General features: G+C 44.8%; 17 protein-coding genes. 6 read left to right on the plus strand and 11 right to left on the minus strand.

All coding sequences use genetic code 11. The annotated features are described in order from the left end of the window. Positions 1-163: 163 nt before the first annotated feature. Positions 164-1,201: an alpha/beta hydrolase gene (locus LX99_RS17200; protein ID WP_245927953.1), complete on the plus strand. Its 1,038-nt coding sequence runs from the start codon at positions 164-166 to the stop codon at positions 1,199-1,201. Positions 1,202-1,303: 102 nt separating this feature from the next. Here LX99_RS17200 and LX99_RS17205 read toward each other — a convergent pair whose 3' ends face one another. Beyond that, positions 1,304-2,020: a hypothetical protein gene (locus tag LX99_RS17205; RefSeq protein WP_109608995.1), complete on the minus strand. Its 717-nt coding sequence runs from the start codon at positions 2,018-2,020 to the stop codon at positions 1,304-1,306. A 54-nt stretch (positions 2,021-2,074) separates the two neighbouring features. On the opposite strand from LX99_RS17205, the gene LX99_RS17210 reads away from it, so the two are divergent. Together LX99_RS17210 and LX99_RS17215 are read left to right on the plus strand one after the other, a co-directional pair. Next, positions 2,075-2,791, plus strand: a complete 717-nt coding sequence (locus LX99_RS17210; RefSeq protein ID WP_109608996.1) for an SAM-dependent methyltransferase — start codon at positions 2,075-2,077, stop codon at positions 2,789-2,791. Then, complete coding sequence (locus LX99_RS17215) at positions 2,788-4,392, plus strand: FAD-dependent oxidoreductase (RefSeq protein WP_109608997.1); 1,605 nt, start codon at positions 2,788-2,790, stop codon at positions 4,390-4,392. The genes LX99_RS17210 and LX99_RS17215 overlap by 4 nt, the downstream gene beginning before the upstream one ends. Before the next feature lie 402 nt (positions 4,393-4,794). Here the strand turns inward: LX99_RS17215 and rnc are convergent, their stop codons facing one another. Genes rnc through LX99_RS17230 form a run of 3 tightly spaced genes read right to left on the minus strand, consistent with a single transcriptional unit; the run spans position 4,795 to position 7,044 of the window. Next, positions 4,795-5,520, minus strand: coding sequence for a ribonuclease III (gene rnc, locus LX99_RS17220; protein WP_022833384.1), 726 nt, complete (start codon positions 5,518-5,520; stop codon positions 4,795-4,797). 13 nt (positions 5,521-5,533) lie between these two features. Continuing rightward, positions 5,534-6,787, minus strand: a complete 1,254-nt coding sequence (fabF, locus tag LX99_RS17225; RefSeq protein ID WP_109608998.1) for a beta-ketoacyl-ACP synthase II — start codon at positions 6,785-6,787, stop codon at positions 5,534-5,536. 20 nt (positions 6,788-6,807) lie between these two features. Continuing rightward, complete coding sequence (locus LX99_RS17230; protein WP_031266521.1) at positions 6,808-7,044, minus strand: acyl carrier protein; 237 nt, start codon at positions 7,042-7,044, stop codon at positions 6,808-6,810. A gap of 149 nt (positions 7,045-7,193) precedes the next feature. Here LX99_RS17230 and LX99_RS17235 point away from each other — a divergent pair, with 149 nt between their 5' ends. Beyond that, complete coding sequence (locus tag LX99_RS17235; RefSeq protein ID WP_245927954.1) at positions 7,194-7,619, plus strand: IPExxxVDY family protein; 426 nt, start codon at positions 7,194-7,196, stop codon at positions 7,617-7,619. Positions 7,620-7,685: 66 nt separating this feature from the next. Beyond that, positions 7,686-9,125, plus strand: a complete 1,440-nt coding sequence (gene pyk, locus LX99_RS17240) for a pyruvate kinase (protein WP_109608999.1) — start codon at positions 7,686-7,688, stop codon at positions 9,123-9,125. Between the two features lie 244 nt (positions 9,126-9,369). Here pyk and LX99_RS17245 read toward each other — a convergent pair whose 3' ends face one another. The 7 genes from LX99_RS17245 to LX99_RS17275 form a co-directional block, all read right to left on the minus strand. After that, positions 9,370-10,425, minus strand: coding sequence for a fibronectin type III domain-containing protein (locus tag LX99_RS17245; protein ID WP_146203151.1), 1,056 nt, complete (start codon positions 10,423-10,425; stop codon positions 9,370-9,372). Positions 10,426-10,726: 301 nt separating this feature from the next. After that, complete coding sequence (gene galA, locus LX99_RS17250; RefSeq protein WP_109609055.1) at positions 10,727-13,168, minus strand: beta-galactosidase GalA; 2,442 nt, start codon at positions 13,166-13,168, stop codon at positions 10,727-10,729. A 159-nt stretch (positions 13,169-13,327) separates the two neighbouring features. Then, complete coding sequence (locus tag LX99_RS17255; RefSeq protein WP_109609001.1) at positions 13,328-14,539, minus strand: DUF4998 domain-containing protein; 1,212 nt, start codon at positions 14,537-14,539, stop codon at positions 13,328-13,330. 23 nt (positions 14,540-14,562) lie between these two features. Beyond that, positions 14,563-15,756, minus strand: a complete 1,194-nt coding sequence (locus LX99_RS17260) for a DUF4959 domain-containing protein (RefSeq protein WP_109609002.1) — start codon at positions 15,754-15,756, stop codon at positions 14,563-14,565. 22 nt (positions 15,757-15,778) lie between these two features. Then, a complete protein-coding gene (locus tag LX99_RS17265) occupies positions 15,779-17,749 on the minus strand; it encodes a RagB/SusD family nutrient uptake outer membrane protein (RefSeq protein ID WP_245927955.1) in 1,971 nt (656 codons plus the stop codon). Positions 17,750-17,770: 21 nt separating this feature from the next. Continuing rightward, positions 17,771-20,971 carry a SusC/RagA family TonB-linked outer membrane protein gene (locus LX99_RS17270; RefSeq protein ID WP_109609003.1) on the minus strand — a complete coding sequence of 1,067 codons (3,201 nt, stop codon included), beginning with the start codon at positions 20,969-20,971 and terminating at the stop codon, positions 17,771-17,773. A gap of 425 nt (positions 20,972-21,396) precedes the next feature. Continuing rightward, positions 21,397-22,272, minus strand: coding sequence for an AraC family transcriptional regulator (locus tag LX99_RS17275; protein WP_109609004.1), 876 nt, complete (start codon positions 22,270-22,272; stop codon positions 21,397-21,399). A 492-nt stretch (positions 22,273-22,764) separates the two neighbouring features. Between LX99_RS17275 and LX99_RS17280 the strand changes: the two genes are divergently transcribed. Further along, complete coding sequence (locus tag LX99_RS17280) at positions 22,765-23,859, plus strand: RICIN domain-containing protein (RefSeq protein ID WP_170122732.1); 1,095 nt, start codon at positions 22,765-22,767, stop codon at positions 23,857-23,859. Positions 23,860-23,878 lie beyond the last annotated feature (19 nt).

Consider the following 23,878-nt stretch of genomic DNA (forward strand, 5'->3'; position numbering starts at 1 on the left):
AACAATTATTAACGGTATACGGTATTTGGCGTCGCGAATAACTGTTTTAACGATATTTAGTAACCTCGCATTCTACAAAAACCCATAAATCACTAAAAAACAAATAGTTAAAATTTGGCTTACGGATTGAATAAGTGGAAATAAAATTAATATGAAAACTAAAATGACTCCACTTTTCAAAAAATCAATGCTTGCCATCCTGGTGGTAGCAGGCTCATTAAGCGCCAGGGCACAGGTTGCAGACTTTTCAACCGACGAACATTTAAGTCCTGAAGTTCGTACCTTTTTAAAGGGATTAAACAATGGCGGCCCTGGTTTGGAAACCATGAAGCCTGCCGATGCCAGGCTTGTGCTGGTTAATGCACAGGCTGCAGCCAAAGTTGATTACTCGGGCATCACCGAATCAGAAAAAACCATACAGGCAGACAACTTCAATATCAAATTAAATATTGTAAGGCCAGCCGGTGTAAAAGGCGTATTGCCGGTATTTATTTTTATACACGGCGGTGGCTGGGTGCTGGGCGACTACCCTACTCATAAACGCATGGTAAGAGACCTGGTTGTTGGTTCGGGCGCTGTAGGCGTATTTGTTAATTATACGCGTACGCCGGATGCCCAGTTTCCAAGGGCTATTGATGAAATTTACGCGGCATTAAACTGGGTTGCAAAAAACGGCGCTGAGATTAATGTGGATGGCAAACGTCTTGCTGTTGTGGGTAACAGCGTAGGCGGTAACATGACGGCCGTAATGTCGCTGATGTCTAAAGAACGCAAAGGCCCGGAAATTAAGGTGGCTGTAATGATGTGGCCGATAGTTGACGCCGACTTCAATACAACTTCTTACCAATTATATGGAGCAGACAGGTTCCTTACCACTCCGCTTATGAAGTGGATGTATGATATGTATATCCCTGATCCTGAAAAACGCAAAAACATCCTTGCTTCGCCCCTGCAGGCTACCGTAGAACAACTGAAAGGTTTACCTCCTACACTTATCCAGGTGGCCGAAAATGATGTATTGAGAGACGAAGGCGAAGCTTACGGACGCAAGTTACTTGAAGCCGGGGTAAAAGCTACAACAGTAAGGTATAACGGTGTGATCCATGATTTTGGTTTACTAAACGGCCTTGCGACTATTCCGCAAACCCAGGAACTTTTTTTACAAGCCTCTGCCGAACTGAAAAAATATCTTGCTAAGTAAATCAACCGTTTAGCAGGCATATTGACAGCCGGGCCCTGGTCCGGCTGTTTTTTTGAAAATAACCCAGGCGATTGGATGAATGTTTAAACCCTTCGGGTTAAACTACGCCGCGTTCGAAATATATTTCACCAAACTCCTTTTAGCTACCGGCAGCAGTGTTTGCTCAAGCGGAAAGCTGATATCAGTATATAAATAATATACCGCCGGATTAGGCATAAACTTATTGCGGTTAATAAGGCGCAGCTTGATGTTTTGCGGTGTATTGCTGATGCTATGCTCGTAAGTATCTACAAAACTTACATTAATGCCCCGGTACTTATCGTCTTTACCTTCAAAAATGGTGATCTGATATTCGTAAATGAAGTTTGTTGGTTCATTGCCGTTTCTTAACGAAAAATAACCATGATAGGGCATCAACGGCATTATTCCCACCGGATCGATATTGAGGTGGCTTTCTACAAAATCGTAGATCTCCATGCCGGTCCTGATAGCGGGATCCATTTTCTTAAGCGCATAGCCGATAATCCGCTCAATTTCCTGCATGCTCTGATCGTCGGTAATAATTTTCTGGTACGTAAGTTTTACAGCCTCTATATCGGCCTGGGTAAGGCGCTGCGGGAAGGCCTGCTGCAATAACGATTTATTTTTTTTAAACTCAATAAGGTTATTGTAGTGGAAAATTAAATCCGCCAGGTTGGGGTACAGCCTGCTTTTATCAAAATGGCGGTTAATTTCCTTCAGGTAACTTAATAGCATATATCGTTTATGCTCAAAATCAATATGCCCCTCAATAAACCAGTTAGTTCCTAATTGACTCATTTTATTGCCTCCTTTTGATAGCTTAAATTAACCAAAAAACACCAACTTTGCAATATGCCCTATGGAACGCTTTATTTAATTCCCGTACCGCTGGCCAACGAAGCGGCAGCCAAATCATTTACACCCTACCTGGTTGATACGATTAACAGTATTAAAGAGTACATTGTTGAAAATGAAAAAACCGCCCGCCGCTTTTTAAAGGAGGCCGGTTTAACAACACCGCAAAGCGAGCTCATTATTCATGATTATGGCAAGCATAACCGCGATATGAGCAAAGCCGATTTTTTTAAGGGGTTGCAGGCGGGGAATAATGTAGGCCTCATGAGCGAAGCCGGCTGCCCCGGTGTAGCCGACCCGGGAGCCGAGATTGTTGATAAAGCCCACCGCATGGGTATCAGGGTGGTACCATTAGTGGGGCCGAGCTCTGTCCTGCTGGCACTGATGGCCTCGGGGTTTAGCGGGCAAAGCTTTACTTTTCACGGCTACCTGCCCATTGATAAGCTTCTGCGCGCCAAAAAAATTAAGGAACTGGAAAGCCAGGCCATTAAGCTTGATCAAACGCAGTTGTTTATTGAAACCCCATTTCGCAATAACCCCATGCTGGAGGAGATCCTGAAAACGGCCAACCCGAAAACCAAACTCTGCATCGCTGCTGATCTGACTGCCGCCACCGAGTTTGTGCAGACCAAAACCATTGCCGACTGGCAAAAAAAAGTACCCGACCTGCACAAGCGGCCAACTATATTTTTAATATACCACGGCAATAAATGACCATCACCCAACAGCATACCGAGGTATTTATTGTTGGCGCCGGACCGTCAGGTTTAATGATGGCAGCCCAGCTTTTGCGTTATGGTGTGCAGCCGCTTATTATTGATAGCAGGCAGGGGCCAACCAGCCACTCCAAAGCGCTGGCTGTACAGGCCCGCTCACTCGAAATTTACCGGCAGATGGGTGTGGTGGATAAAATTTTGGCCGAAGGGAAGCAGGCCGGAGGCGCTAAGTTCAATAATGAAGGCGCCGAAACAGCTACCCTAACGTTGGCAAACGTTGGCGAAGGGCAAACGCCGTACCCTTTTATCCAGATGTACCCGCAAAGCAAAAACGAGCGCCTGTTGCTTGATTTTTTAACGCTGAACTGCTGTCCGGTTTACTGGGATACTACACTGGTATCATTCAGCCAAAATAAAGGCGGGCTTGGCCTGCAACTGCAAACCGGTAACCAATTACAAAACATAGCCTGCAACTGGCTTATCGGGGCCGATGGCGCGCATAGCGCCGTGCGCAAGCAGCTTAATATCCCTTTTAACGGCGATACATACCCACACCAGTTTTACCTGGCCGATATTAAAATAGCTAACAAGCTGGGTAATGATGTGGATCTTTTTTTATCCAAACAAGGCTTTGCCGGGTTCTTCCCGATGCCCGATGAAGATAATTACAGGGTGGTAGGTAACCTGCCCGAAAGCTTTGATCATAAGGAAAACCTGCAGATAGAAGATATTTTGCCGCACCTTGAAGCGGTAATGCACCAACCGTTGCGTATTGAACAGGTTAACTGGTTTACCACCTACAAACTGCACCAACGTAAAGCCGAAAAATTTAGGGAGCAGCGTTGCTTTTTGATTGGTGACGCGGCGCATATCCACTCGCCGGTTGGCGGCCAGGGTATGAACACCGGTTTGCAGGATGCCTATAACCTGGCCTGGAAACTGGCTGGCGTGGTTAACAACCAGCTTCAGGAAAACATTTTAGAAAGCTACGCCGCCGAACGGATGCCCGTAGCCAAGGAGCTGCTTAGCACAACCGACAGATTGTTTAAAATTATCCTTTCGCAAAACTGGTTTATCAGCCTTTTAAAACATTGGCTGTTGCCTGTTTTATTGAAATGGGCCTGGGCAAAACCCAAACTGCGCGATCTGTTTTTTAAGCGCGTATCGCAAACAGGTATCAGTTACCGCGACAGCCAGATCAGTCTGCACCTGAGCCAGTCGACCCGGATCAAAGCCGGCGACAGGCTCCCCTACCTCAAGGTGTTCGACGAGAAACGCCAGCAGGAAACCGACCTGCACGAATGGTGCGCCAAGCCCGGTTTCACGCTCATCTGCCTCGGCAAACTTAAAGAACTCGACCTGTTTACCGTTGCCAAATGGATCACCCAGAAATACGGCGCCAATCTTAACTTTTTCTACCTGCCGCCATCAGCCAGAAACCAACATATTTTTGATGCCTTCGATATCAGGGAAGGCCAGAAGAAGGCGCTCATTATTCGCCCCGATATGCACATCGGTTTTCTGAATGATGTGGTAGATATTGATATGATGGATAATTATTTACTGAACGTGGTGCGTTTTTTGAAGTCGGAAGCCTGAAATCAGAAGCCTGAAGTCGGAAGTTTAAAGTCGAAAGTCTGAAATAATTTGTTCCAGCTAAATACTTTTAAAAAAGCGCCTGCATGTACCACACATACAGACGCTACTATCGCAACTATTATGAAAAAGGGTATTAAAACAATTAATGGGGTTCAATAATTGATTTAATGGCATAAAGATGCGTTTACAGGTCTGGGCCTGCAATGATGTGTCGATAAACAGTGGGTTTGTATGGGTAAAACAACCGGGGGCGCTGTTTTGAGTTGGTTATGGATAGTTCAATAAACTCTTCTAAACCGCAATTTTTTAAAAATACTTTGTTTGTCCGTTACTAAATTCTTAAAATTCAGTTCAAACTAATTCTGCTAATCCTAAAATTCTGTTAAATTCTGATTCAGACGATTATATCCCCAGCGCCTCACAAGCTTTCTCAGCAGCAAGCTTTTCAGCGTTTTTCTTGCTGAATTCTTTGCCCGATCCCATTACTTCGCCATCAATATTGGCTTGTACGGTAAAAAGTTTAGTGCTTTCGCCATCCTGGTTGGTTACCAGTTCAAAAATGATATCACGGCCATGGCGCTGGCACCATTCAATAAGCTTGCTTTTGAAATTGGTTTCCGTTTGCTCCAGTGTATGGATATCAATATGGGGTTTAATGATGTGGTTGATCAGGAAGTTTTTGGTAAAATCGTAACCCTTATCAAGGTATACGGCACCAACAAGGGCTTCAAAAGCGTCGCCCAATAATGATCCCTGCCTGCTTGAGTTCAGCATACGGTGATCATACTCAATCAGTTTATCAAAACCGAGCTTTTTGCCAAGCGCGTTGAGGTTTACGCGGCTTACTATTTTTGAGCGTAACTCGGTAAGGAAACCCTCATCTTCATAAGGGTATAATTTAAAAAGCACTTCGGCAATAACGCTGCCCAGCACGGCATCGCCCAAAAATTCAAGGCGTTCGTTACTGTTTTTTACCCCTTTCTTAATATTTTGCGCAACCGATTTGTGGCGAAAGGCCATTCGGTATAAAGACAAATTGCCCGGCACAAAGCCGAGCAAATTCTTCAATATTTTAACATATTTCCGGTTAGGGGATATATACAGTTTGTATAACCGACTGATAGGCATCAAATTACCACAATTAATCTTCGTACTTTTTAAATATTACAGAAGCATTGTGGCCGCCAAAACCAAATCCGTTGCTCTGAACCATCCTTATATCGCGCTTTTGAGCGGTATTGAAAGTAAAATTGATTTTAGGGTCAAAAGCAGGATCATCAGTAAAGTGATTAATGGTTGGTGGGATGATACCATTTTTCAATGCCAGTATCGATGCAATAGCTTCAACCGCGCCGGCAGCACCTAAAAGGTGACCTGTCATTGATTTGGTTGAGCTGATGTTGATACGGTAAATATCATCGCCAAACACATCCTGTATTGCTTTAATCTCCTGCGGATCACCGATTGGGGTTGATGTGCCGTGAACGTTCACATAATCAATATCGGCAGGTTTTAAGTTCGCGTCTTCAAGGGCCGCGCGCATTACAAACGCAGCGCCTAAACCATCAGGGTGAGGGGCTGTCATGTGGTAAGCATCGGCGCTCATGCCTCCGCCCATCATTTCGGCATATATTTTCGCGCCGCGGGCTTTGGCATGTTCTAACTCTTCTAAAATGATCGTTCCGGCGCCTTCACCTGCCACAAAACCGTCACGATCAAGGTCAAACGGCCTTGAAGCCGTAGCCGGGTCATCGTTACGGGTTGACAGCGCGTGCATGGCATTGAAACCGCCAATACCTGCTTCGTTGATGATAGCTTCTGAACCGCCGGTAATGAACATATTAGCTTTACCCAAACGGATATAGTTAAATGAATCAATCAGCGAGTTGTTGGATGAAGCACATGCCGAAACGGTAGTGAAGTTGGGGCCACGCAAACCATATTTAATAGAAATATGGCCTGGGGCTATGTCGGCAATCATTTTAGGGATAAAGAAGGGATTAAAACGTGGAGAACCATCGCCCTTGGCAAAAGCCATCACCTCATCAAGGAAGGTTTTTAAACCGCCTATGCCCGAACCCCAGATCACGCCTATGCGGCTGGTATCCAGTTTCGAAAAATCTAATCCGGCATCCTTAACGGCCTCTTCGGTTGAGAATAAGGCGTATTGAACAAACGGATCCAATTTACGGGCGTCTTTACGTCCCAAAAAACCATCCGCGTCAAAGCCTTTAACTTCGCACGCGAACTTAGTTTTGAACTTCTCGGTATCAAAACTTTTAATTAAGGCAGCGCCACTTACTCCATTGATCAGTCCGTTCCAGTAATCTGCAACGGTGTTGCCAATAGGAGTAAGTGCTCCAAGCCCGGTTACTACAACTCTTTTAAACTCCATTTAATCCAGTTAGGGAGTTCTTATTTAACGTTTTTTTCAAGGTAAGCAACAGCCTGGCCTACAGTGCCAATAGTTTCCGCCTGATCGTCAGGAATAGCCACGTTAAATTCTTTTTCAAACTCCATGATTAATTCCACGGTGTCTAACGAGTCGGCACCAAGATCATTGGTGAAACTCGCTTCTGGTGTAACTTCACTTTCGTCAACACCCAGTTTTTCTACGATAATAGCTTTTACTCTTGAAGCGATATCAGACATAGTCTTTATAGTTTAATGATTAATAAAAATTCAGTGCAAAGAAAAATAAATTCTGCCAATAAACAAATCTAAAAACTTTTACAATATAAATCTCTAAACAAAATTTTATTGAAAGGGTTTGTATTAGTAATTTTGACGCCGTAAAAGTAATGATTTTGAACAGGAAATTTTTAAAGTTTGAGATCGATTTTGATTTTGTACTCATCGCGGTAACAACGTCACTTAAAGATTACCGCATTTGTTATCTCATCAACAAACATTTAAATTTTGATTTTATTAAGGTTGATGACCTTGAGGTTGATATTTACAAGGGCAGCGAGCCTGTTCTGTTCTCATTATACCGCTACAGTTGGGAAACCACCGAAACAGATTTTTATTTTATAGGCAATAAAGGGTCGGAAGGTTACCTTGTTCCGGAAATAAAAAGCGCCGATTATTTTTTAATGATCCGAAACTATATAGATGATAATGAACTTGATGCGATAGTTTCATCGCTTAACAAAATACCCGAAGTGGTTGCCGCTGTAAAGATTGATCCAAAAAAAATAAAATCACGGGAAAATCTGTTATTTTAGCGCCGAATTTTAAAATGTTGGTTTTACAATCATTTATAATACCCTCCAGTTTTTAACCCGAATAATATGGAATTATACTATAATCGAACAAAAATTGTTGCCACCATGGGGCCGGCTTCAGCTAAAAAAGATGTTTTATTAGCGATGATTAAGGCTGGTGTTAACATTTGCCGTCTTAATTTTTCGCACGGTAAGCCCGAAGATCATAAAGTAGTGATCGATCTTATCCGCGAAATTAACGAGCAATACAAAACCAACGTGGGCATCCTTGCCGATTTGCAGGGCCCTAAAATCCGCATCGGCCTGGTAAAAGACGGCGGGATTAACCTGGTAAACGGTACCCGGATTAAAATTACCACACACGAGTGCATTGGTAATGATGAGCAGATTTACATTACCTACCCAACCTTCCCGCAGGATGTACAGGCAAATGAAATTATTTTGCTTGACGACGGTAAATTACAGCTGAAAGTTATTGAAACCAACAAAACTGATACCGTAATATGCGAGGTTGTACACGGCGGCATCTTAACATCGCGTAAAGGCGTTAACCTGCCCAATACCAAAGTATCAATTCCAAGCTTAACCGAAGAGGATTTGGTTAACCTTGAATTTGCCCTGCAACAGGATGTTGAATGGATCGGCTTATCATTTGTACGTACCGGCGAGGATATTGTGGAGTTAAAGCGCATCATCGCCCGCAACGGCTCATCGGCCAAAGTTATTGCCAAAGTTGAAAAACCGGAGGCCATTGAAAATATCGACGCCATTGTTGCCGCTACCGACGGCGTAATGGTAGCCCGTGGCGACCTGGGCGTTGAAATGCCGCTTGAGCAGGTGCCTTTGCTGCAAAAAATGATTGCCCGTAAATGCCGCGCCGCATCAAAACCGGTTATTGTAGCTACCCAGATGCTCGAATCGATGATTACCACCCCGCGCCCAACCCGTGCCGAGGTGAATGACGTTGCCAACTCTGTACTTGACGGTGCCGACGCGGTAATGCTGAGCGGTGAAACATCTGTTGGCGAGTTCCCGGTTATTGTTATTGAAACCATGGCCAAAATTGTTCGCGATGTTGAAGAGTACGGCTATCCTTTTTACTCGCCTAAAGAGGCGGTTGTTAAAGACCCGGCTTCTCCAAACTTCCTGAGCAATGCCCTTTGCGAATCGGCTGTTCATATCGCCGAGCAAAGTAACGCCGCAGGTATCGTATCAATGACCACTTCGGGTTACACAGCTTTCGAAATTTCGAGCCACAGGCCTAAAGCAAGCACCTATATATTTACATCAAACAAACAGCTGCTAAACGCGCTGAGCCTAGTTTGGGGCGTACGTACATTTTACTACGATCAGCTGGAAAGTACAGACCAAACCATTGCTGATGTAAACAACCTGCTTAAAGCCGAAGGCTTAATTAAAACCGGTGATGTTGTTGTTAATACAGCCGCTACGCCTATTACCAAACAAGGTAAAACCAATACACTTAAATTAAGTGTTATTGAATAAGGCTTAATACAATATACTTCAATAAGATTGCCTGCCGTGCGAACGAAGGGCTCAAGAAAAAAAGGGGATGGATCATCATTGATGCCATCCCCTTTTATTTGTTTTTTACAACAGCCCCGTGCAATACAAATAATACCGGGCAACACCTGATCAATGTACAGGTGGTTACCCGGTAAAACCGCGTAGTCAATCCTGAGCGCGAAGCCAATAATTTATCTGATCATTGTATAGTGCTGCGTCACTGTTAATTGGCATCGGGCAAACCATCTTTTTTCATGCCTTGCACAAGTAAACAATGAATGATATAATCCATATCAACACCGGTATCTTCCCAGTTGCCGTTAAAGCCGTATGGCCATGAATGCAAACCATCGCCATAAAGTTTGGCTGTAGGGTTCCTGGTCATGAACTGTAGGATCTGGTTGGTATGCTTACCCACACAAACACCATTCACGATAAGCTGGGGCCAAAACCAGCTGGTACCGCCGCCTAATGTATGTTCTATTTCATGAAGTATTGTACCCACGCGCTGGTAACCCGGATTAGCGCCCACATTGATCCATCCCCCATTTACAGCATCAGCAGTAGGTGTTCCGGGCGAATAGTTGATGGATAACGTTTTTTCGCAAGTAGAGAAGTTATTCTGGTACTCAACCGCCTTAGCTGTTGCTTCATCAATTCTCTTATAAGCGGCTTTGGTATCGGCATCCGCGTTAGGGTCTTCATTCACCATACTGTAGGTAACATGCCCGCGCCGGATGGTGGAAATTAATACGTTAGGGCCATAAGTGATTCGCCCAAAGTTATTGATACAATATGCCCTGATATTATAATTGGTAGCTTCGTGGAGGCTGTCTATCCGCACAAAAATATCCAGATCATTATGGCCGGGTGTAATAATTTTACGATCTGTAATTTGCGGGTTAGCGCTGGTTGCGATACAAATACCCGATTCCTTGATGCCCGCAGCTAAACTATCGCGAACGGTACCGGCTGCAAATGCGGTAAAGGCGCCTGAAGCAAACATGGTATCAGTTGCCACACTTATATGGTTTGGCGGGCTCATGGTGGTAATTTGCTTGTCAACACTATACGCAACACCTTTACTGTTAACCGCGTAACTCCTGATCCAATAGTTGGTGTTAGGCTGCAAGCCGCTTATTTTAACCTGGAAGCCGGCATTACCCGAAGAATACGAGGTAGCGGTGGTTTTATTATCAGTAGGATGCTGGCCTGTGCCCCAGTAAACACCCCTGTCTGATATACTGACACCGGACTTGGCGCTTGCGTAAATGGTCATCGAAGTTGCGGATAAACTTCCGATGCTGTCAACCGTTACAGTTGCCAAACCGGGGTTCGCGCTATCAGTCCCCTGCGTGGTGGAAGGGCCCGGTATCGTGTTTTTTTTACTGCAACAAACAGCTGTAAAGATGAGTATAAACAAACAGCTTTTTAGTAGGTTAACTAATTGATTATTTTTCATAACATAATTTAAATTTTAAAGGTTTAAAGAGCAAAAAGGCTATCTGATATCAGAACCGTCCGTATTATCAATATATAGTTGCGTCATTACGCCGTGCTATAGGCGCGTTGAGCAGACGTTATTCCCCTTTATCCTGTTCTATTTTAAGATTAGCTGATTGGATTCCGGATCCGGACGCCGATAAGGTAAACGCTTCCGGCCTGGTACCCGAACGAATAATTACCTGGGCTTTACCGTTAAACAATTTCCTTTGCCAATGGCCGCGAGCGCATTGATCGTGTTCGTGACTACTGGGATCCCCATTGCCAACACCTATTATTTCGGCACTTCCTTTCAGCGTAAAGTTGATCAGGTTGTCGGCGTCGGGAACTTCACGTCCATTCTTATCTAAAACACTAACATTCACAACAACCGCGTCACTGCTGTCTGCGGTCAGCTTTAACTTTGATGGTGTAAGTAAAATTCTTGCTGCCTGCTTCGTGGTCTCTACCGTCGACTTTATCACCCTCGTTCCCTTGTAGCCCACGGCCTGCAGTCGCCCCGGTTCATATTTTACAGACCATACCAGATGCCCGTTACGCGGCATCGCTTTAGTTCCGAGGTTTTTGCCGTTGAGAAACAGGGTTACCTTATCGGCATTAGAATTTATCCATACATCTATGGGCTGCTCCTCTTTGCCTTTCCAGTTCCAGTGAGGGGAAATATGCAATACGTCTTTATCAGTCCACCATGCCTGGTAGTAATAATAAATATCCTTTGGAAACCCGCACATATCCATAATACCAAAGTGCGAATTCACATTAGGCCAGCGGTAAGGTGTAGGTTCACCACGGTAATCAAAGCCGGTCCAGGCAAAGCCACCGATAAACCATTTCCTTTCGTCAGCAATTTTCCACCATGTTTCGGCGGTCGAAGCCCATGACGGGAAGGTAATATCATGGTCGGGTACGTAAGCCCGCACCGTGTCTTTAACATAAATACCCCTGGTGGTAACGGTGCTGGCCACCTCTGTTCCTATTATTGGTTGTAACGGATGCTGCTTATGATAAGCATCAATTCCTGTTAAGTTATAATTGAACCCTCTAACGGGGATTACCTCGTTAACGCCGGGATAGTAATTACCGAGATTAGCCGCGTAGGTGCTTGTTCGGGTGGGGTCAAGTTCCTGCTGCAATAACAGCTGATGCTGAGCCATACGCTTACCAATATCGGTGCGTTGTGTAACATACTCTTCATTTCCTATCGACCACATAAAAACGCTGGCATGATTGCGATCACGGAGAATCAGGTCGCGGAACTGCTGTTCGTATTCCTGTCCGCTGTTTAACAAACGGGTTTCATCCATAACCAGCATACCAAGGCTGTCGCACGCGTCCAATAGTTCCGGCGTTGGTGGGTTATGGGTGGCACGGTAGGCGTTCACCCCCATTTTTTTGAGCAGGTTAATGCGGTAAAATTGCAGATAATCAGGCAGGGCCGTTCCGAGGCCAGCATGATCCTGATGGCAGCTCACTCCCTTTATTTTAACCGGTTTATCATTCAGAAAAAACCCCGAATCGCTTTGGAACCTTAAAGAACGGATACCAAACCGCACCATTGTGCTGTCAACTGTACGGCCGCCTTTAATAATTAATGATATAGCGCGGTACAGGTAAGGATCATCAAGCGACCATAGCCTCGGCTTGCTGACGGCCAGGGAATCGGTCAGTTCCCCGACGCCATTAACAGATAGAGAAACGGGCAGCTTTCGCCCCTTTACAATTATTTTACCATTCCTGTCGGTGATATAACTATATACACTGTCTGCCAACGTACGTAGTGATTTGTTTTCTACCGCGTTTTTCAGGAAAACCTTTGCTTTATCGCCCGTTATGGAAGAATATACAAATACCCCGCCCGCGGTTTTGAAATGAACGTTATCATAACTATTTAACCAGGCATGCCTGTAAATGCCGGCGCCTTCATAAAACCAGCCCTCAAATTGCGTGGCATCCACCCTTACCACCACTACATTCTTTTTACCAAACTGTATAAAATCCGTAATATCAAACGCGAAACTGGTGTAACCGCTGCTGTGCCCGCCAACATAATACCCATTGATCCATATTTTGCTGTCCCGGTAAACGCCGTCAAACTGCAGTTCAAACCGTTTACCCGAATCCGCTTTTTGAATGGTAAAGTTCTTTCTATACCATCCGATGCTATTTTGGGGGAATAAGCCGCCTACAGGTTTATATCCATGCGCATCGATATCATCATTTTTGACATAGGTAAAAGGCAGCTTTACTACCCAATCGTGTGGTAACCGCACATTTTGCCAGGAAGAGTCCGCGTAGTCAACTCCGATACATGTATTACTTGTCTCTCCTGATTTGGAAAAGATGTTACCTATGCCATAATTGAAATCCTTTTCCGGATCTGCGGCATTACCGGGGCTGAATTTCCAGCTGCGGTCAAAATTGAGGTGTTGCCTCGCACTTTGTTGTTGCCCTTTCGCGGAAAGAGCAATTGACAGCAAAAAGAACAACAAAAAGTAGTTGACGTAAAATTTATTTATCATAAGCGCGTTGTGTAACTTTCTATTTACCAACATACTGAACACCATGCATGAATATTTTAAAACCTGTATCACCTGATTGTATCAGAAATTTAAATCATATGACCCGGCAATAACTCAACAGAGCATCGCCGGGCCATACAGATGGGGTTTCGGTTTAATTTATTGATATGCTTCTTTATATAGCCTTACACTACCAATTTTGATATATTGACCAGAGGCATCGATAGTAACTGCAAAGCCTATCGATACTGTTTTAGCTGTGGCCAGCGTAAAATTGAGCTCAGCTGAGGCGATATCTGAAAACGCGATAGACTGTGAACTGATCTTATTCACATCGGGCAATGTAGTACCTTCCGCCACAGCGATAAACCTGCTTCCACCCTTGTTTTGGTCAATTCCACTCAATTTAAAGCTGTAGTTACCAGCCGGAAGGGTGATGGTTTGGTAAATCAACCCGTTGTTTAATGCAGGGAGGCCCCAGCCCGCTTCAAAAGAAAGCACTCCCGTTCCGCCACGGTTTTCAAAGCCCCCATATTTACCATTGCTGATATTCAGGGCGCCCTGATTGCTTGTCCAATCGGCTACGCTGCCCCATCTCGACCCATCATATGCGCCGGATTTAAACGGAGAACCCGTATTCTTCAGATAAGTTGCGGTAACGTCCTCCTGTATAAACTTAGGCACATAACGTGTGGTATAATCAGTACTGAAAGTATCTATCGAAACCGTATCCGGAAGAAAAAGCGTACGATAACGGATATTAGAACTGGTTTTAAAGTTTGCCAGCCTGGTAACCGACGAGTCGATCGGTGTGCGGAGCGTAACGGTTTTTCCGCTTGTGTTGGTGTATTCAACTTCTGTAGCGAAAACCCCTGTTAAACGATCCATCCCTAACCACTTGATAGCAGTGCTGCCGTCAGATTCGGTTTGCGCGCTCGCTATCCCCCTGTTGGCAAGTGAAGCCTGGTAACGGTCACCGTAAGCTTTTCCGGTTTTATAAACCGGTATTGATTTATTGCCCGAAGCATCATAGGTAAATAAAACAAAATTCTGAACACCCTCCCCTATATTGCTTACAAAATAAGAAAGCGTATCTACGGTATTTTTACGCACAACCGGTACTGTTACCGAATCCTGATAATTGTTCCAGAAAATTTTGAGGCTCGTAACTTTTGGGTCGGCCAGGAAAAGCCCCTTAACTAAAACACGGTTACGGCCAGACATTATTTGAACAGAGTCGACCTTACCTGTGTAAGATATTTCGCCGCCCGCTACAAACTTTTTATAATCATCCATTTTTCTGCAGGACGACAGCACTACTGCCCCTACAAAGCACAAGACGAATAATGCAGTATTTAATTTATTTCTCATATATCCTTAAGTTAAATGTGATGTTACCGGGGATCGCCATATACCTGAACCTCCGAAATACTCATAAAAGATGTGCCCGCCCAGTTTTTGATTGATTTGATACGCAGGTAACGTACTTTTTTAGGCGCTACGTTGAAAGTATAGCTGATACCCGCGTTGGCGAAAGCGTAATCTTCGGCTGTTTGAACGCCATAGGCACTGCCGGAAGGCTTTTTGGATGTAAACGAACCTAACAAGATCCAGTTATTAAAGCTGCCGTCGGCCGGAGGGTTATCAGTACCCCATACTTCAAATTGCTTGAGGTCGCCTCCATAAAAGTAAGTTCGGCCATTAAGGTATTCCGGGTAGTCCCAGATCACTATCCGGCTTAAGGTAGCCAGTTTTCCAACATCAAAGGTGCTCCATTGCGGATCGGTGGTTGTCGTATTCGTAAAGTTAACGCTTGGCCAGTCCATAATATTTCCATCCCACATCGCGCTAACACTTGTTCCGCCGTACTGCTGGTGGGTATCTGTAGGAAGAATAACTTCCTTATAGCCACTTTTCGGTATGACAGTTTCGTACAAAGGTTTTAAACTTAAAAACAGCGTATCCGTGTGGTTAAACCAGCGATCGCGAATGGTAATACCGAATTTTTTGGTGAGTGTGTCCATGCCGCGGATAGACTGGTCGAGCTGGCTGGCCGAGGTATAGATATTTTTTCCCGTAGACACCAGTTTGCCTTTCGTTTCCACAAATATTTCGATGGCCAGATCTGCTTTTGCCGGGTTACTGGCCTGGAAATTAATGCCCCCAAAATCGGGTATTACCTTAAGGCTCCTGTATACTCCCCAAATCGGGTTCTCGAGCGGCTTTACTTTTACTACTGTTGGCGCCGATGCTTTTTCACTGCGGTTAACCGCGTATAACGATACATCGTGCTGATCGGTGTCACCAAAACCCTCAACTGTAAGGTTGTTGCCGTAATAAGAGGATTTTACTTCCATAACCTTGCCGTTGGCCAGCGTATAAACCGCTTTAACGTATAAAAGGTCTTTATCCTTGGGCAGGGTGTAGGTAATTGTTGCGTTTCCGGGCCCGTTGGTTACAGATACATTGGTTACCTGGCCGGGCGGCGTATCATTGTTTTCTAATGGTCCGATGCGATCTGCTTTGCAGCTGTAAAGGATCGCCATGATGATGAGCGTTATGCTAACCGGCAATATTTTATTTTTCATGTTTATATCTTTAAGTGGTGTATTACCAGCCCGGATTTTGTACCAGGTTCGGATTAACTGTCAGGTCGTAAGTTCTGATCGGCGACAGGTAGTCGCGCGGTGCGATAAAACTTTGCGAGAAAATAGTACGCACGCGGTAATAATCAGCCGTTGTTCCCTGGTATATACTCCATCCGGTTATAGGCTGGTTAAACAGTTCGGTAGCTCTCTTCCAGCGCAAAACGTCCCAGTAGCGGCTTCCCTCAAAGGCAAGTTCAATCATGCGCTCCTGCTGGATAATGCTGCGCATCCCGTCTTTGGTGGTATACTTGGTGGGATTGGTTGAATAGGCCGACCATGAAGCTTCGACGGTCCCCAACCCGGCCCTTGCACGAATCTGGTTTACATAATTATAAACATCGGCGTTTGGCGCCGCAAGCGATTCATTCAGCGCTTCCGCGTACATCAGGTAAATATCGGCCAGGCGGATTTCAGGCCATGGGTAATCACGATAGGTAGCGCCGTTTTTTCCGTTGGTCATGTTCCAATCCACCACTTTCTTGATAAAATATCCCGTTTCATTATACCAGCCAAAATTATTGGCGCCTGCTACATCGGTAGCCTTGGCCTGTACATAAAACGTACCTTCGTCAGAGTTGGTGGGGCTATCATATTTATACCATACCCCGCCGTCAAATCCCAGGTCGGCATAAAAACGAGGTTCACGATCAAAGTTGATCCTGGCTGTGGTGAACCCGTCCTTAATATAGAAACGCTCGCTCGCAGTAGCTTTTCGCAGCGCGTATTTATCCGAAAAATCCAGCGTTTTGTCTTCGGTAATAGGAACCCCGTTCCTGGTATAAAACATTTCCGCAATTTTTAAAGGAGGAGCCAGCTGCTGTCTTGCACTGCCAACAACCACATCGGCGGTTAAGCGTGGCATGGCATAAAGTTGCAGATCACCTGTACGGCTGTTAGGGTTAGCCCAAACATGTTCAAGGTTCTGGTTAAACCGTTCCGTTACCGCTCCTTTAATAGTTAACTGGCGCAAGGTGGTATCAGACAATTTAAAGGTGGTTCCCGGAAATTGGTAAAGCTTAAAGCCCGCGGTAGTAGCGGCATCAATAGCAGCTTTGGCCGCGTCTGCCGCTTTTTTCCATTTACCCTCATCATATACTGTGTTGAACAGCGCAACGCCATCCTTATCTTTAAACCCGCTGTAATCCGGATTCCCGTTAAACAAAGGGCTGGCGGCCGTCAGTAGCAACTTAGCTTTTATAGCCAGCGCGATAGGTTTAGTGATCCGGCCAAGTTCTGTCGACCTGTCGGTAATAATATTAGGCAAATCCGGAAGGGCCTCATCAATTAAGTTTGAAACATAATTAACACATTCATCAAAAGGCGCTCTTTTTACGCGCACCTGGCTTTCGGGCGCGCTTATTTCCAGGTTCTTATCAATTATTGGAATAGGGCCGTACTTTCTGATCAGGTAAAAATTGTAATAAGCCTTTAAAACCTTCGCTTCTGCCAGCCAGCGCTGGCGTTCGTTAAGTGAAAGGTCGGGCACTTTTGAGCGGTCCTCTATATTGGTGATAAAGATATTGCAGTTACGGATAGCCTTAAACAAACCGTAGTTATCGCCCGGGCCCCCGCCTCCGTAAAAGCCATTCCAGGCATCAAGGAAAGGCTGGGCGGCATTCTGACCGCCTCTTGCGATGTGCCATCCGTAAGAAATAAACTCACGCTCATCCAACGAAGTCCACACTTCATCACCGCTCATATAACCTGCATTAAAAAGCGGATTACCATCTTTAGGCAGGTAAGAATAACAGGTAAACAAAAACTTTTCAGCTTCATTGCGAAGCGTAAAAGCATTATCAATGGTCGCTACGTTATCCGGAACGATATCAAGGTATTTTTTGCAGGAAGTAAGACCCAGTAATCCACATGAGAAAATCATCAGAAATCCCAAACTGATCTTGTTAAATTTCATGGCTTGCATTTTCGTTTTCATAATTATGTTCAGCTTGGGTTACTATAATGAAACACTTAATCCGAGGTTATATACAGTTTGGATAGGGTAACCCAATCCGTTCCCTCCCATCTCAGGATCCCAAAGTTTGAACTTACTGAAGGCGTTCAGGTTGGTTGCATTGAGGTATACGCGGAGGTTTTTAAGCGTGATCTGTTTTAACAGCTTTGGCTGAAAGTTGTAACCCAGCTCCACGCTTTTTAATCTTAGAAAAGCCCCGTTCCGCATCCACCAGGTTGAGGTTTGGAGGTTATTGTTTACGAAGGTTGGACCGAGCCTTGGCCAGAAAGCATAGCTATCGCGGTTTTGCTCAGACCAGTGACTGTCGGCTATCACCTTTAGCAAACCATTTTGCGGTACATTGGGGTTTCCTTGTTCGGTACCAAAGGCAAACGGGGTAATGTTGCCCGGATTGATAAAGAAAGACGACCTTGAAGATCCCTGTAAGAAAGCTGAAAAATCAAATCCTTTGTATCCTACTGTGCCGCCGAAACCGTAGATAATTTCAGGCGATGTTGGCAGGCCGATAGGAACCATGTCCGCATCGCTGATGATACCATCTTTATTTACATCGCGATATTTAATATCCCCGCCGCCATAGTCAGCTCCGGGGCGGCCACCAAATTGTACCGGCGAATTCCGCGCCTCGTTATCGTCTACAAACAAACGCTCGGCGATGTAACCCATTGTCTGTGTAGTTGACAGGCCTACATGAGAACGATAGGATTCGTTAGCCGGGTAAGTGGGTTCATCGTAAATCAGGATCTTATTTGTTGCATAGGTAAAATTGCCACGGGCCTGGATGTATAGCGAATTGCTGAATGATCGGTTATAATTCATCGAAAAGTCTATACCACGGCTTTCGGCCTTGTTGGTATTGGCCTGTATATTGGCCTGCAAACCCATAGTACTTGGAATATAGGTACGGGCAGTTAAGATATTGGAGCGTTGCTGTTTGTAAATATCGAAGGTTAAACTTAAATCGTTAAACAGGGTCATGTCCCAGCCCAGGTTTATTTGCTTTGATCGCTCCCAGGTGATCTGAGCGTTAGGATAACGCGATATCGAAATTCCCGGCCTGGTGTATCCGCCGTCTTCGCCGAAAGTAGCGCCAAAGTTACCGTCATTCATATTAACCTCCGACAGGTAGAAGAAACGGTCTTCAGGCCTGCCGATCTGATCGTTACCGGCAAGACCATAAGTTGCGCGAAACTTCATGGTTGAAATCACGCTGGTGAGTGGCTTAAAAAACTTTTCGTTAGAAATTACATAACCTAAACCGAAAGAAGGGAAAAAACCAAAACGTCCGCTTGCGGCAAAACGCTCCGAGCCATTATAACCAAAGTTAAACTCGGCCAGGTAGCGGTTGTCATAACCATAAGTTGCACGGCCAGATACCCCCTGGTTCCTGGAAGGCAACGACAGTTGCAGCGAACCAGGGTTACCGGAAAGGTAATTACGCATAGTGGTGATCACCATTACGCCCACGGCATGCTTTTGGGCAAATGTGCGGTTATAGTTAGCCGCGAGTTCCGCGTAAAATACGGCATCAAGCGTTTTCTTGCCCTCCGCATAATTGAGGTATTCGGTTCCGACAGGGCCTGTAGATAAGGCGCCGCCGCCATTGATGAGCGTAAGCCCGGTAGATCCATCAGGCTGCTCTGTAGCGCTGTAATAAAAAGGACTGTAAGCTCTCGAAATATCGAAATAGGAGTAACGGCGCACATAACTCATTAATCTTAAGTCCAAACCCTGGGTAATGCCTTTAAGGTCCTGCTTAACCTCAAGCTGTGTTTGAACGGTAGAGGCGTTGGCATCCTGGTAACCTTTAACCATTTCAGCATATGGATTAATGTATAATGCCCCTGTGGGTGAAATGGCATTTCCAAACAAGGGGTGCTTGCTGTAGGGCGACAGGCTGGCAGGAAATATGGCCGGGAACATAACCGGGTTTGACCATATAGCACGGTTAAAAGTAGTAGCTCCCCCGCCTACCGGACCATTATAATCGTCAAATTGGCCATATAAACGAATGGCAGCCGTGGTGGTACCGGTCAGGTTAACGTCGACGTTTGAACGGATGGAGTAGTTTTTTAATTTGATATTGCTGTTAAAGTTATTAAGGTCAGCTACCTTCAACACGCCGTTATCAATATTATAGGTTCCTGCTATATAATAGCGGGCCTTGTTGCTGCCGCCGCTAACGTTCAGGTTAAACCTCTGGTTTAACGTATAATCTTTGATGAGCTGTTTAATCCAGTCGTTGCTTGGATATAATAAGGGGTTATCCCCTCTTGCCGTAGCATCAATCTTGGTTTGCAGATAAGGCAGTACAGCAAGCCTGTTCCTGGTTAAAGCAGCTTCGTTGGCCAATTCCATGTAGGTAACGTTATCAGCAAACCTGAAATTTTTGGTATTGGAAGACAACGAATTTTCTGTACGGAAAAAGAACTGGGTATTACCGGCCTTTCCCGCCTTGGTTAAAATCAACACTACCCCGTTGGCGCCGCGCGCACCGTAAACCGCTGTTGCTGTAGCATCCTTCAACACGTTGAATGATGCGATATCATCGGCCTGCAGGCGCGCCAGATCATTCTGTGTTGATTCGATACCATCAATCAGGATAAGCGGATCCTGCTTACCTGCACCAAAAGTACCAAGCCCCCTGATAAAGAACTGCGCGTTATCTGCTCCCGGTTCGCCGCTTCGCTGATAAGCGATCATACCGGCAACCCTTCCCGCAAGCATGGTAGTAAGGTTACTTGTAGGGCCTTTTAATTCTTTAGGACTGATACTGGTGATGGAACTGATTACGCTGGTTTTTTTCTGCGTTCCATAACCTACCACCGTTACCTCACTCAACCCGTTTTCGCTTTCATTCAGGGTGATATTGATAACGTAGGTGCCGTTCATCAGCGGCGTTATATTTTTCAATGTAGCTTTCTGGGCTTCATAACCCACCGAAGTAAATACCAATTGGGCATCCTTAGCCACATCCAGCTTAAACCGGCCTTTGGTGTCGGTCGTTCTGACCAATGCAGTGCCCTCTACTTTTACCGTGGCACCCGGCAGCGGACCAACCTTATCAGACACCACACCCTCTACGTGTACGGTCTGGGCTTTTACGCTAACAACCATCATCAGCAATACAGCTATTGATAAGAGGCAGCGTTTAAGAATCATTTTTTTGTAGTTTTTTTCCATTTAGTTGTTTTATTTTTTCGTAATCAATTACAATAAGAACCTGCGTAAACCCTGTTTTTCATCTCTCCATAGGCATCGTTTTTTAAGTGTTTAAATGACAATTATTTGATCATAACGAACAAAACCTCCCGGCACTGTCCCGGGATCAGCTCAGAATAAATTTTACCTTTAATGATTTATAATTGGTTTGCTATTTTAGTCAGCAGGTTATTAAAGGTTGTGCTTCCCGCGCCGTTTGATTAAATACAGCCAGCAAACGAGGAACTTCTCAAGCATCATTGACGTTAAGCCATTATGTACTTTGACAATATTAGTGTTATGCGAAAGGAATATTTACCACTATCTTATGAGTTTGTAATATTATCATTACAGTACAATATTATATCCTAAACAAGTCTGTACTATCCGATCTCGTCATAATCGCCTCAGGCAGCATAATTCATATTGCTTTTTTGCTTACTCACCGCCTCAAATTCCTTTTTGTACCTGGAAGGGGACATGCGTTTGTATTTTAAGAACTGCTTATTAAAGTTTGCCGGTGTATTGAAACCGCATTTTAAATAGATTTCGCGGACACTCATTTCAGATTCGACCAGTAATTTACAGGCAAAACTTATCCTGAATTGGTTCAGAAATTCTATATAAGTTTTCTGCACGGTTCTTTTAAAATATTCGCAAAAAGTTGGGATGCTCATGTTCGCTACAGCCGCTATCTCTTCGAGAGTGATCACCCGGTCGAAATTATCATGGGTATATTGAAATACTCTTTCAATCGTATTCCGGTTCCTGCTGTAGTAATTGTTCGGGTCGGCAGTAGACAGCATCTGGGAACCGTCATCAGAAGCCATCATATTCAGGCAGGTGCACAAACTGATGATGCGGTTAAATCCTGTTTGCGATTTGAAATCCTGAACCAAACGCAACACGTCCGGATAAATGCTTTTGCTTAATTTCAAGCCGCTTTTCGCCCGGTTAAACAGCGTTTTGATCTGCGAGGTTTCCGGCAGATCAATAAAATCCTTCCCCAAAAAATCCGATTTAAATTGAACTGAAATAGCTTTGGTTCCCGTTTCGCTTAAACCCTCAAACGCATGTGGTACATTGGTGCCTATCAAAAATATATCGCCGGAGCGGTAAACATCCACGTGGTTTCCGATAAAGTAATTTCCTTTCCCTTCTTTAATCAGAACAATTTCTAAATCATGATGATAATGCGGCGGGATCCCGGGTGTTGATGAAGTAATCCCCGGAAGAAACTTCTCTTCATCGATAACAGGCAAGCTTTGAAAAAAAGGTGTCATAGCTGGATTTTAATAATTTGGTTAGTATCTGGTTCGGCCGGATCAAAGAGAATATTCCTCTCTTGGCTGCCGTTTTTATGATCGCAATCCGAAATTACGGGTGTCATTGCGTTTGCCAGGGGGGTAATTATCGCTAAAAAGGGGGGTGATTATTTTAAACAACCAGGTATAGCGGGTATGTTATCCGGGAGCATCAAAATATTGTCGTCAAATTCACCGGGAAACTAAAAGCTCCGCAAGCTAATTATACCTAACTGTATAAGTGTGGCCGCATTTGCATCAGATAACCGCATTTTAAAAATTAAAAAAATCGAATAGGAAAATTTCAGGCACCCCTATTAGCGATTTTTATCCACCGTGTTGTTTAGAGATACTGCATAAATTCAAATATCGGCAGGGGGACTTTTTGCACGAGAGTTATGCATGCCCCTGTTAAATAAATAACCAAAAAGGGTGTACATGCATACGCCCTATAAACCAAACAAACTTATTATGGAAAGAAATTTTATGAAAGGCCGGGTTATGCATTTGCTTTTGCTATCGGTAATTTTATTCTCGTCAAATTGCAAAAAGGAAACTACACCTGCCTCGCTATCGCAAAATGACAGCGATGCGAAATCTTTAACCGGTAAAATAAAGCTGGCCGCGTTATCCTCGGCAGAACCGCTACAAACGGTAGCTAACGGTACCTTTGTTATTGTTAACAAGCTTAGCGGAAAAGTATTGGATGTAGACGGCTACAAAACAACCGATGGAACCACCGTATGGCAATACGGGGCTACCGGCGGAAGTAATCAAAAATGGACGTTGAAGCTTCGGACCGGAGGGTACTATTCGGCGATTGACAATTCAAGCGGCAAGGGGCTGCAGGTTGATGATGCGGGTAAATCAGATGGCGCTATTACTACCATCGCTACCTACACGGGCGCAACAAAGCAACAATGGCAATTTGTTTCATTACAAAATGGCTATTATAAAATAGTGAACAGATACAGCGGTAAAGTGCTTGACGTGAACGGTGGTTCGTTAGATGACCTGGGCAAAGTACAACAATGGACCAGCAATAATGGTGATAACCAGCAATGGGCGCTATTAAAACCCACTTACAATGGCCAATTAACCTGGCAGCTAACTACAACCAACGTTCCGGCCGATGCGCAGGCCAGAATCAAAGCTGCAATGAACGATGCCTGCGCGCGTTTTAACGCCGGGGCAAACTGGCCCGCACGCACATTAACTGTTGAGTATAACCCGGACGTGCCCACGGCCGATGGAAGCAGCGGATCCAGCAATATCCGGTTCGGGGCTGATGCAAGTTATCAAACCGTACGGACGGCCATGCACGAAATAGCGCATACCTATGGCGTTGGCCAAAGCGGCGGCTGGTATTCCAATACATCTACCGGCGACTTCCTTGGCTCAAACACGGTTGCAACTATCCATGCATTCGAGACCCCTACAAGTGCGATCCATACAGGTGGAGGCCATTTTTGGCCATATGGCTTAAATTACGACGATGAATGGTCAGAAACAGCCGCATTCCGGCAGGTGAAACTGGTATATGCTATGCGTACGGATGGCATGTAGGCGCTTAACCAATCTTCAA

The sequence above is a fragment of the Mucilaginibacter oryzae genome (assembly GCF_003148845.1).
Taxonomy (GTDB): domain Bacteria; phylum Bacteroidota; class Bacteroidia; order Sphingobacteriales; family Sphingobacteriaceae; genus Mucilaginibacter; species Mucilaginibacter oryzae.

Bases quoted from the DNA above. Each gene is read 5' to 3' on its own strand.
- LX99_RS17260 (WP_109609002.1), bottom strand. From the start codon at position 15,756: ATGAAAAATAAAATATTGCCGGTTAGCATAACGCTCATCATCATGGCG.
- LX99_RS17235 (WP_245927954.1), top strand. From the start codon at position 7,194: ATGATTTTGAACAGGAAATTTTTAAAGTTTGAGATCGATTTTGATTTT.
- pyk (WP_109608999.1), top strand. From the start codon at position 7,686: ATGGAATTATACTATAATCGAACAAAAATTGTTGCCACCATGGGGCCG.
- LX99_RS17265 (WP_245927955.1), bottom strand. From the start codon at position 17,749: ATGAAAACGAAAATGCAAGCCATGAAATTTAACAAGATCAGTTTGGGA.
- LX99_RS17210 (WP_109608996.1), top strand. From the start codon at position 2,075: ATGCCCTATGGAACGCTTTATTTAATTCCCGTACCGCTGGCCAACGAA.
- LX99_RS17215 (WP_109608997.1), top strand. From the start codon at position 2,788: ATGACCATCACCCAACAGCATACCGAGGTATTTATTGTTGGCGCCGGA.
- LX99_RS17245 (WP_146203151.1), bottom strand. From the start codon at position 10,425: ATGACCATTTACGCAAGCGCCAAGTCCGGTGTCAGTATATCAGACAGG.
- LX99_RS17275 (WP_109609004.1), bottom strand. From the start codon at position 22,272: ATGACACCTTTTTTTCAAAGCTTGCCTGTTATCGATGAAGAGAAGTTT.
- LX99_RS17205 (WP_109608995.1), bottom strand. From the start codon at position 2,020: ATGAGTCAATTAGGAACTAACTGGTTTATTGAGGGGCATATTGATTTT.
- galA (WP_109609055.1), bottom strand. From the start codon at position 13,168: ATGATAAATAAATTTTACGTCAACTACTTTTTGTTGTTCTTTTTGCTG.
- LX99_RS17200 (WP_245927953.1), top strand. From the start codon at position 164: ATGACTCCACTTTTCAAAAAATCAATGCTTGCCATCCTGGTGGTAGCA.
- rnc (WP_022833384.1), bottom strand. From the start codon at position 5,520: ATGCCTATCAGTCGGTTATACAAACTGTATATATCCCCTAACCGGAAA.
- LX99_RS17230 (WP_031266521.1), bottom strand. From the start codon at position 7,044: ATGTCTGATATCGCTTCAAGAGTAAAAGCTATTATCGTAGAAAAACTG.
- LX99_RS17270 (WP_109609003.1), bottom strand. From the start codon at position 20,971: ATGGAAAAAAACTACAAAAAAATGATTCTTAAACGCTGCCTCTTATCA.
- fabF (WP_109608998.1), bottom strand. From the start codon at position 6,787: ATGGAGTTTAAAAGAGTTGTAGTAACCGGGCTTGGAGCACTTACTCCT.
- LX99_RS17280 (WP_170122732.1), top strand. From the start codon at position 22,765: ATGGAAAGAAATTTTATGAAAGGCCGGGTTATGCATTTGCTTTTGCTA.
- LX99_RS17255 (WP_109609001.1), bottom strand. From the start codon at position 14,539: ATGAGAAATAAATTAAATACTGCATTATTCGTCTTGTGCTTTGTAGGG.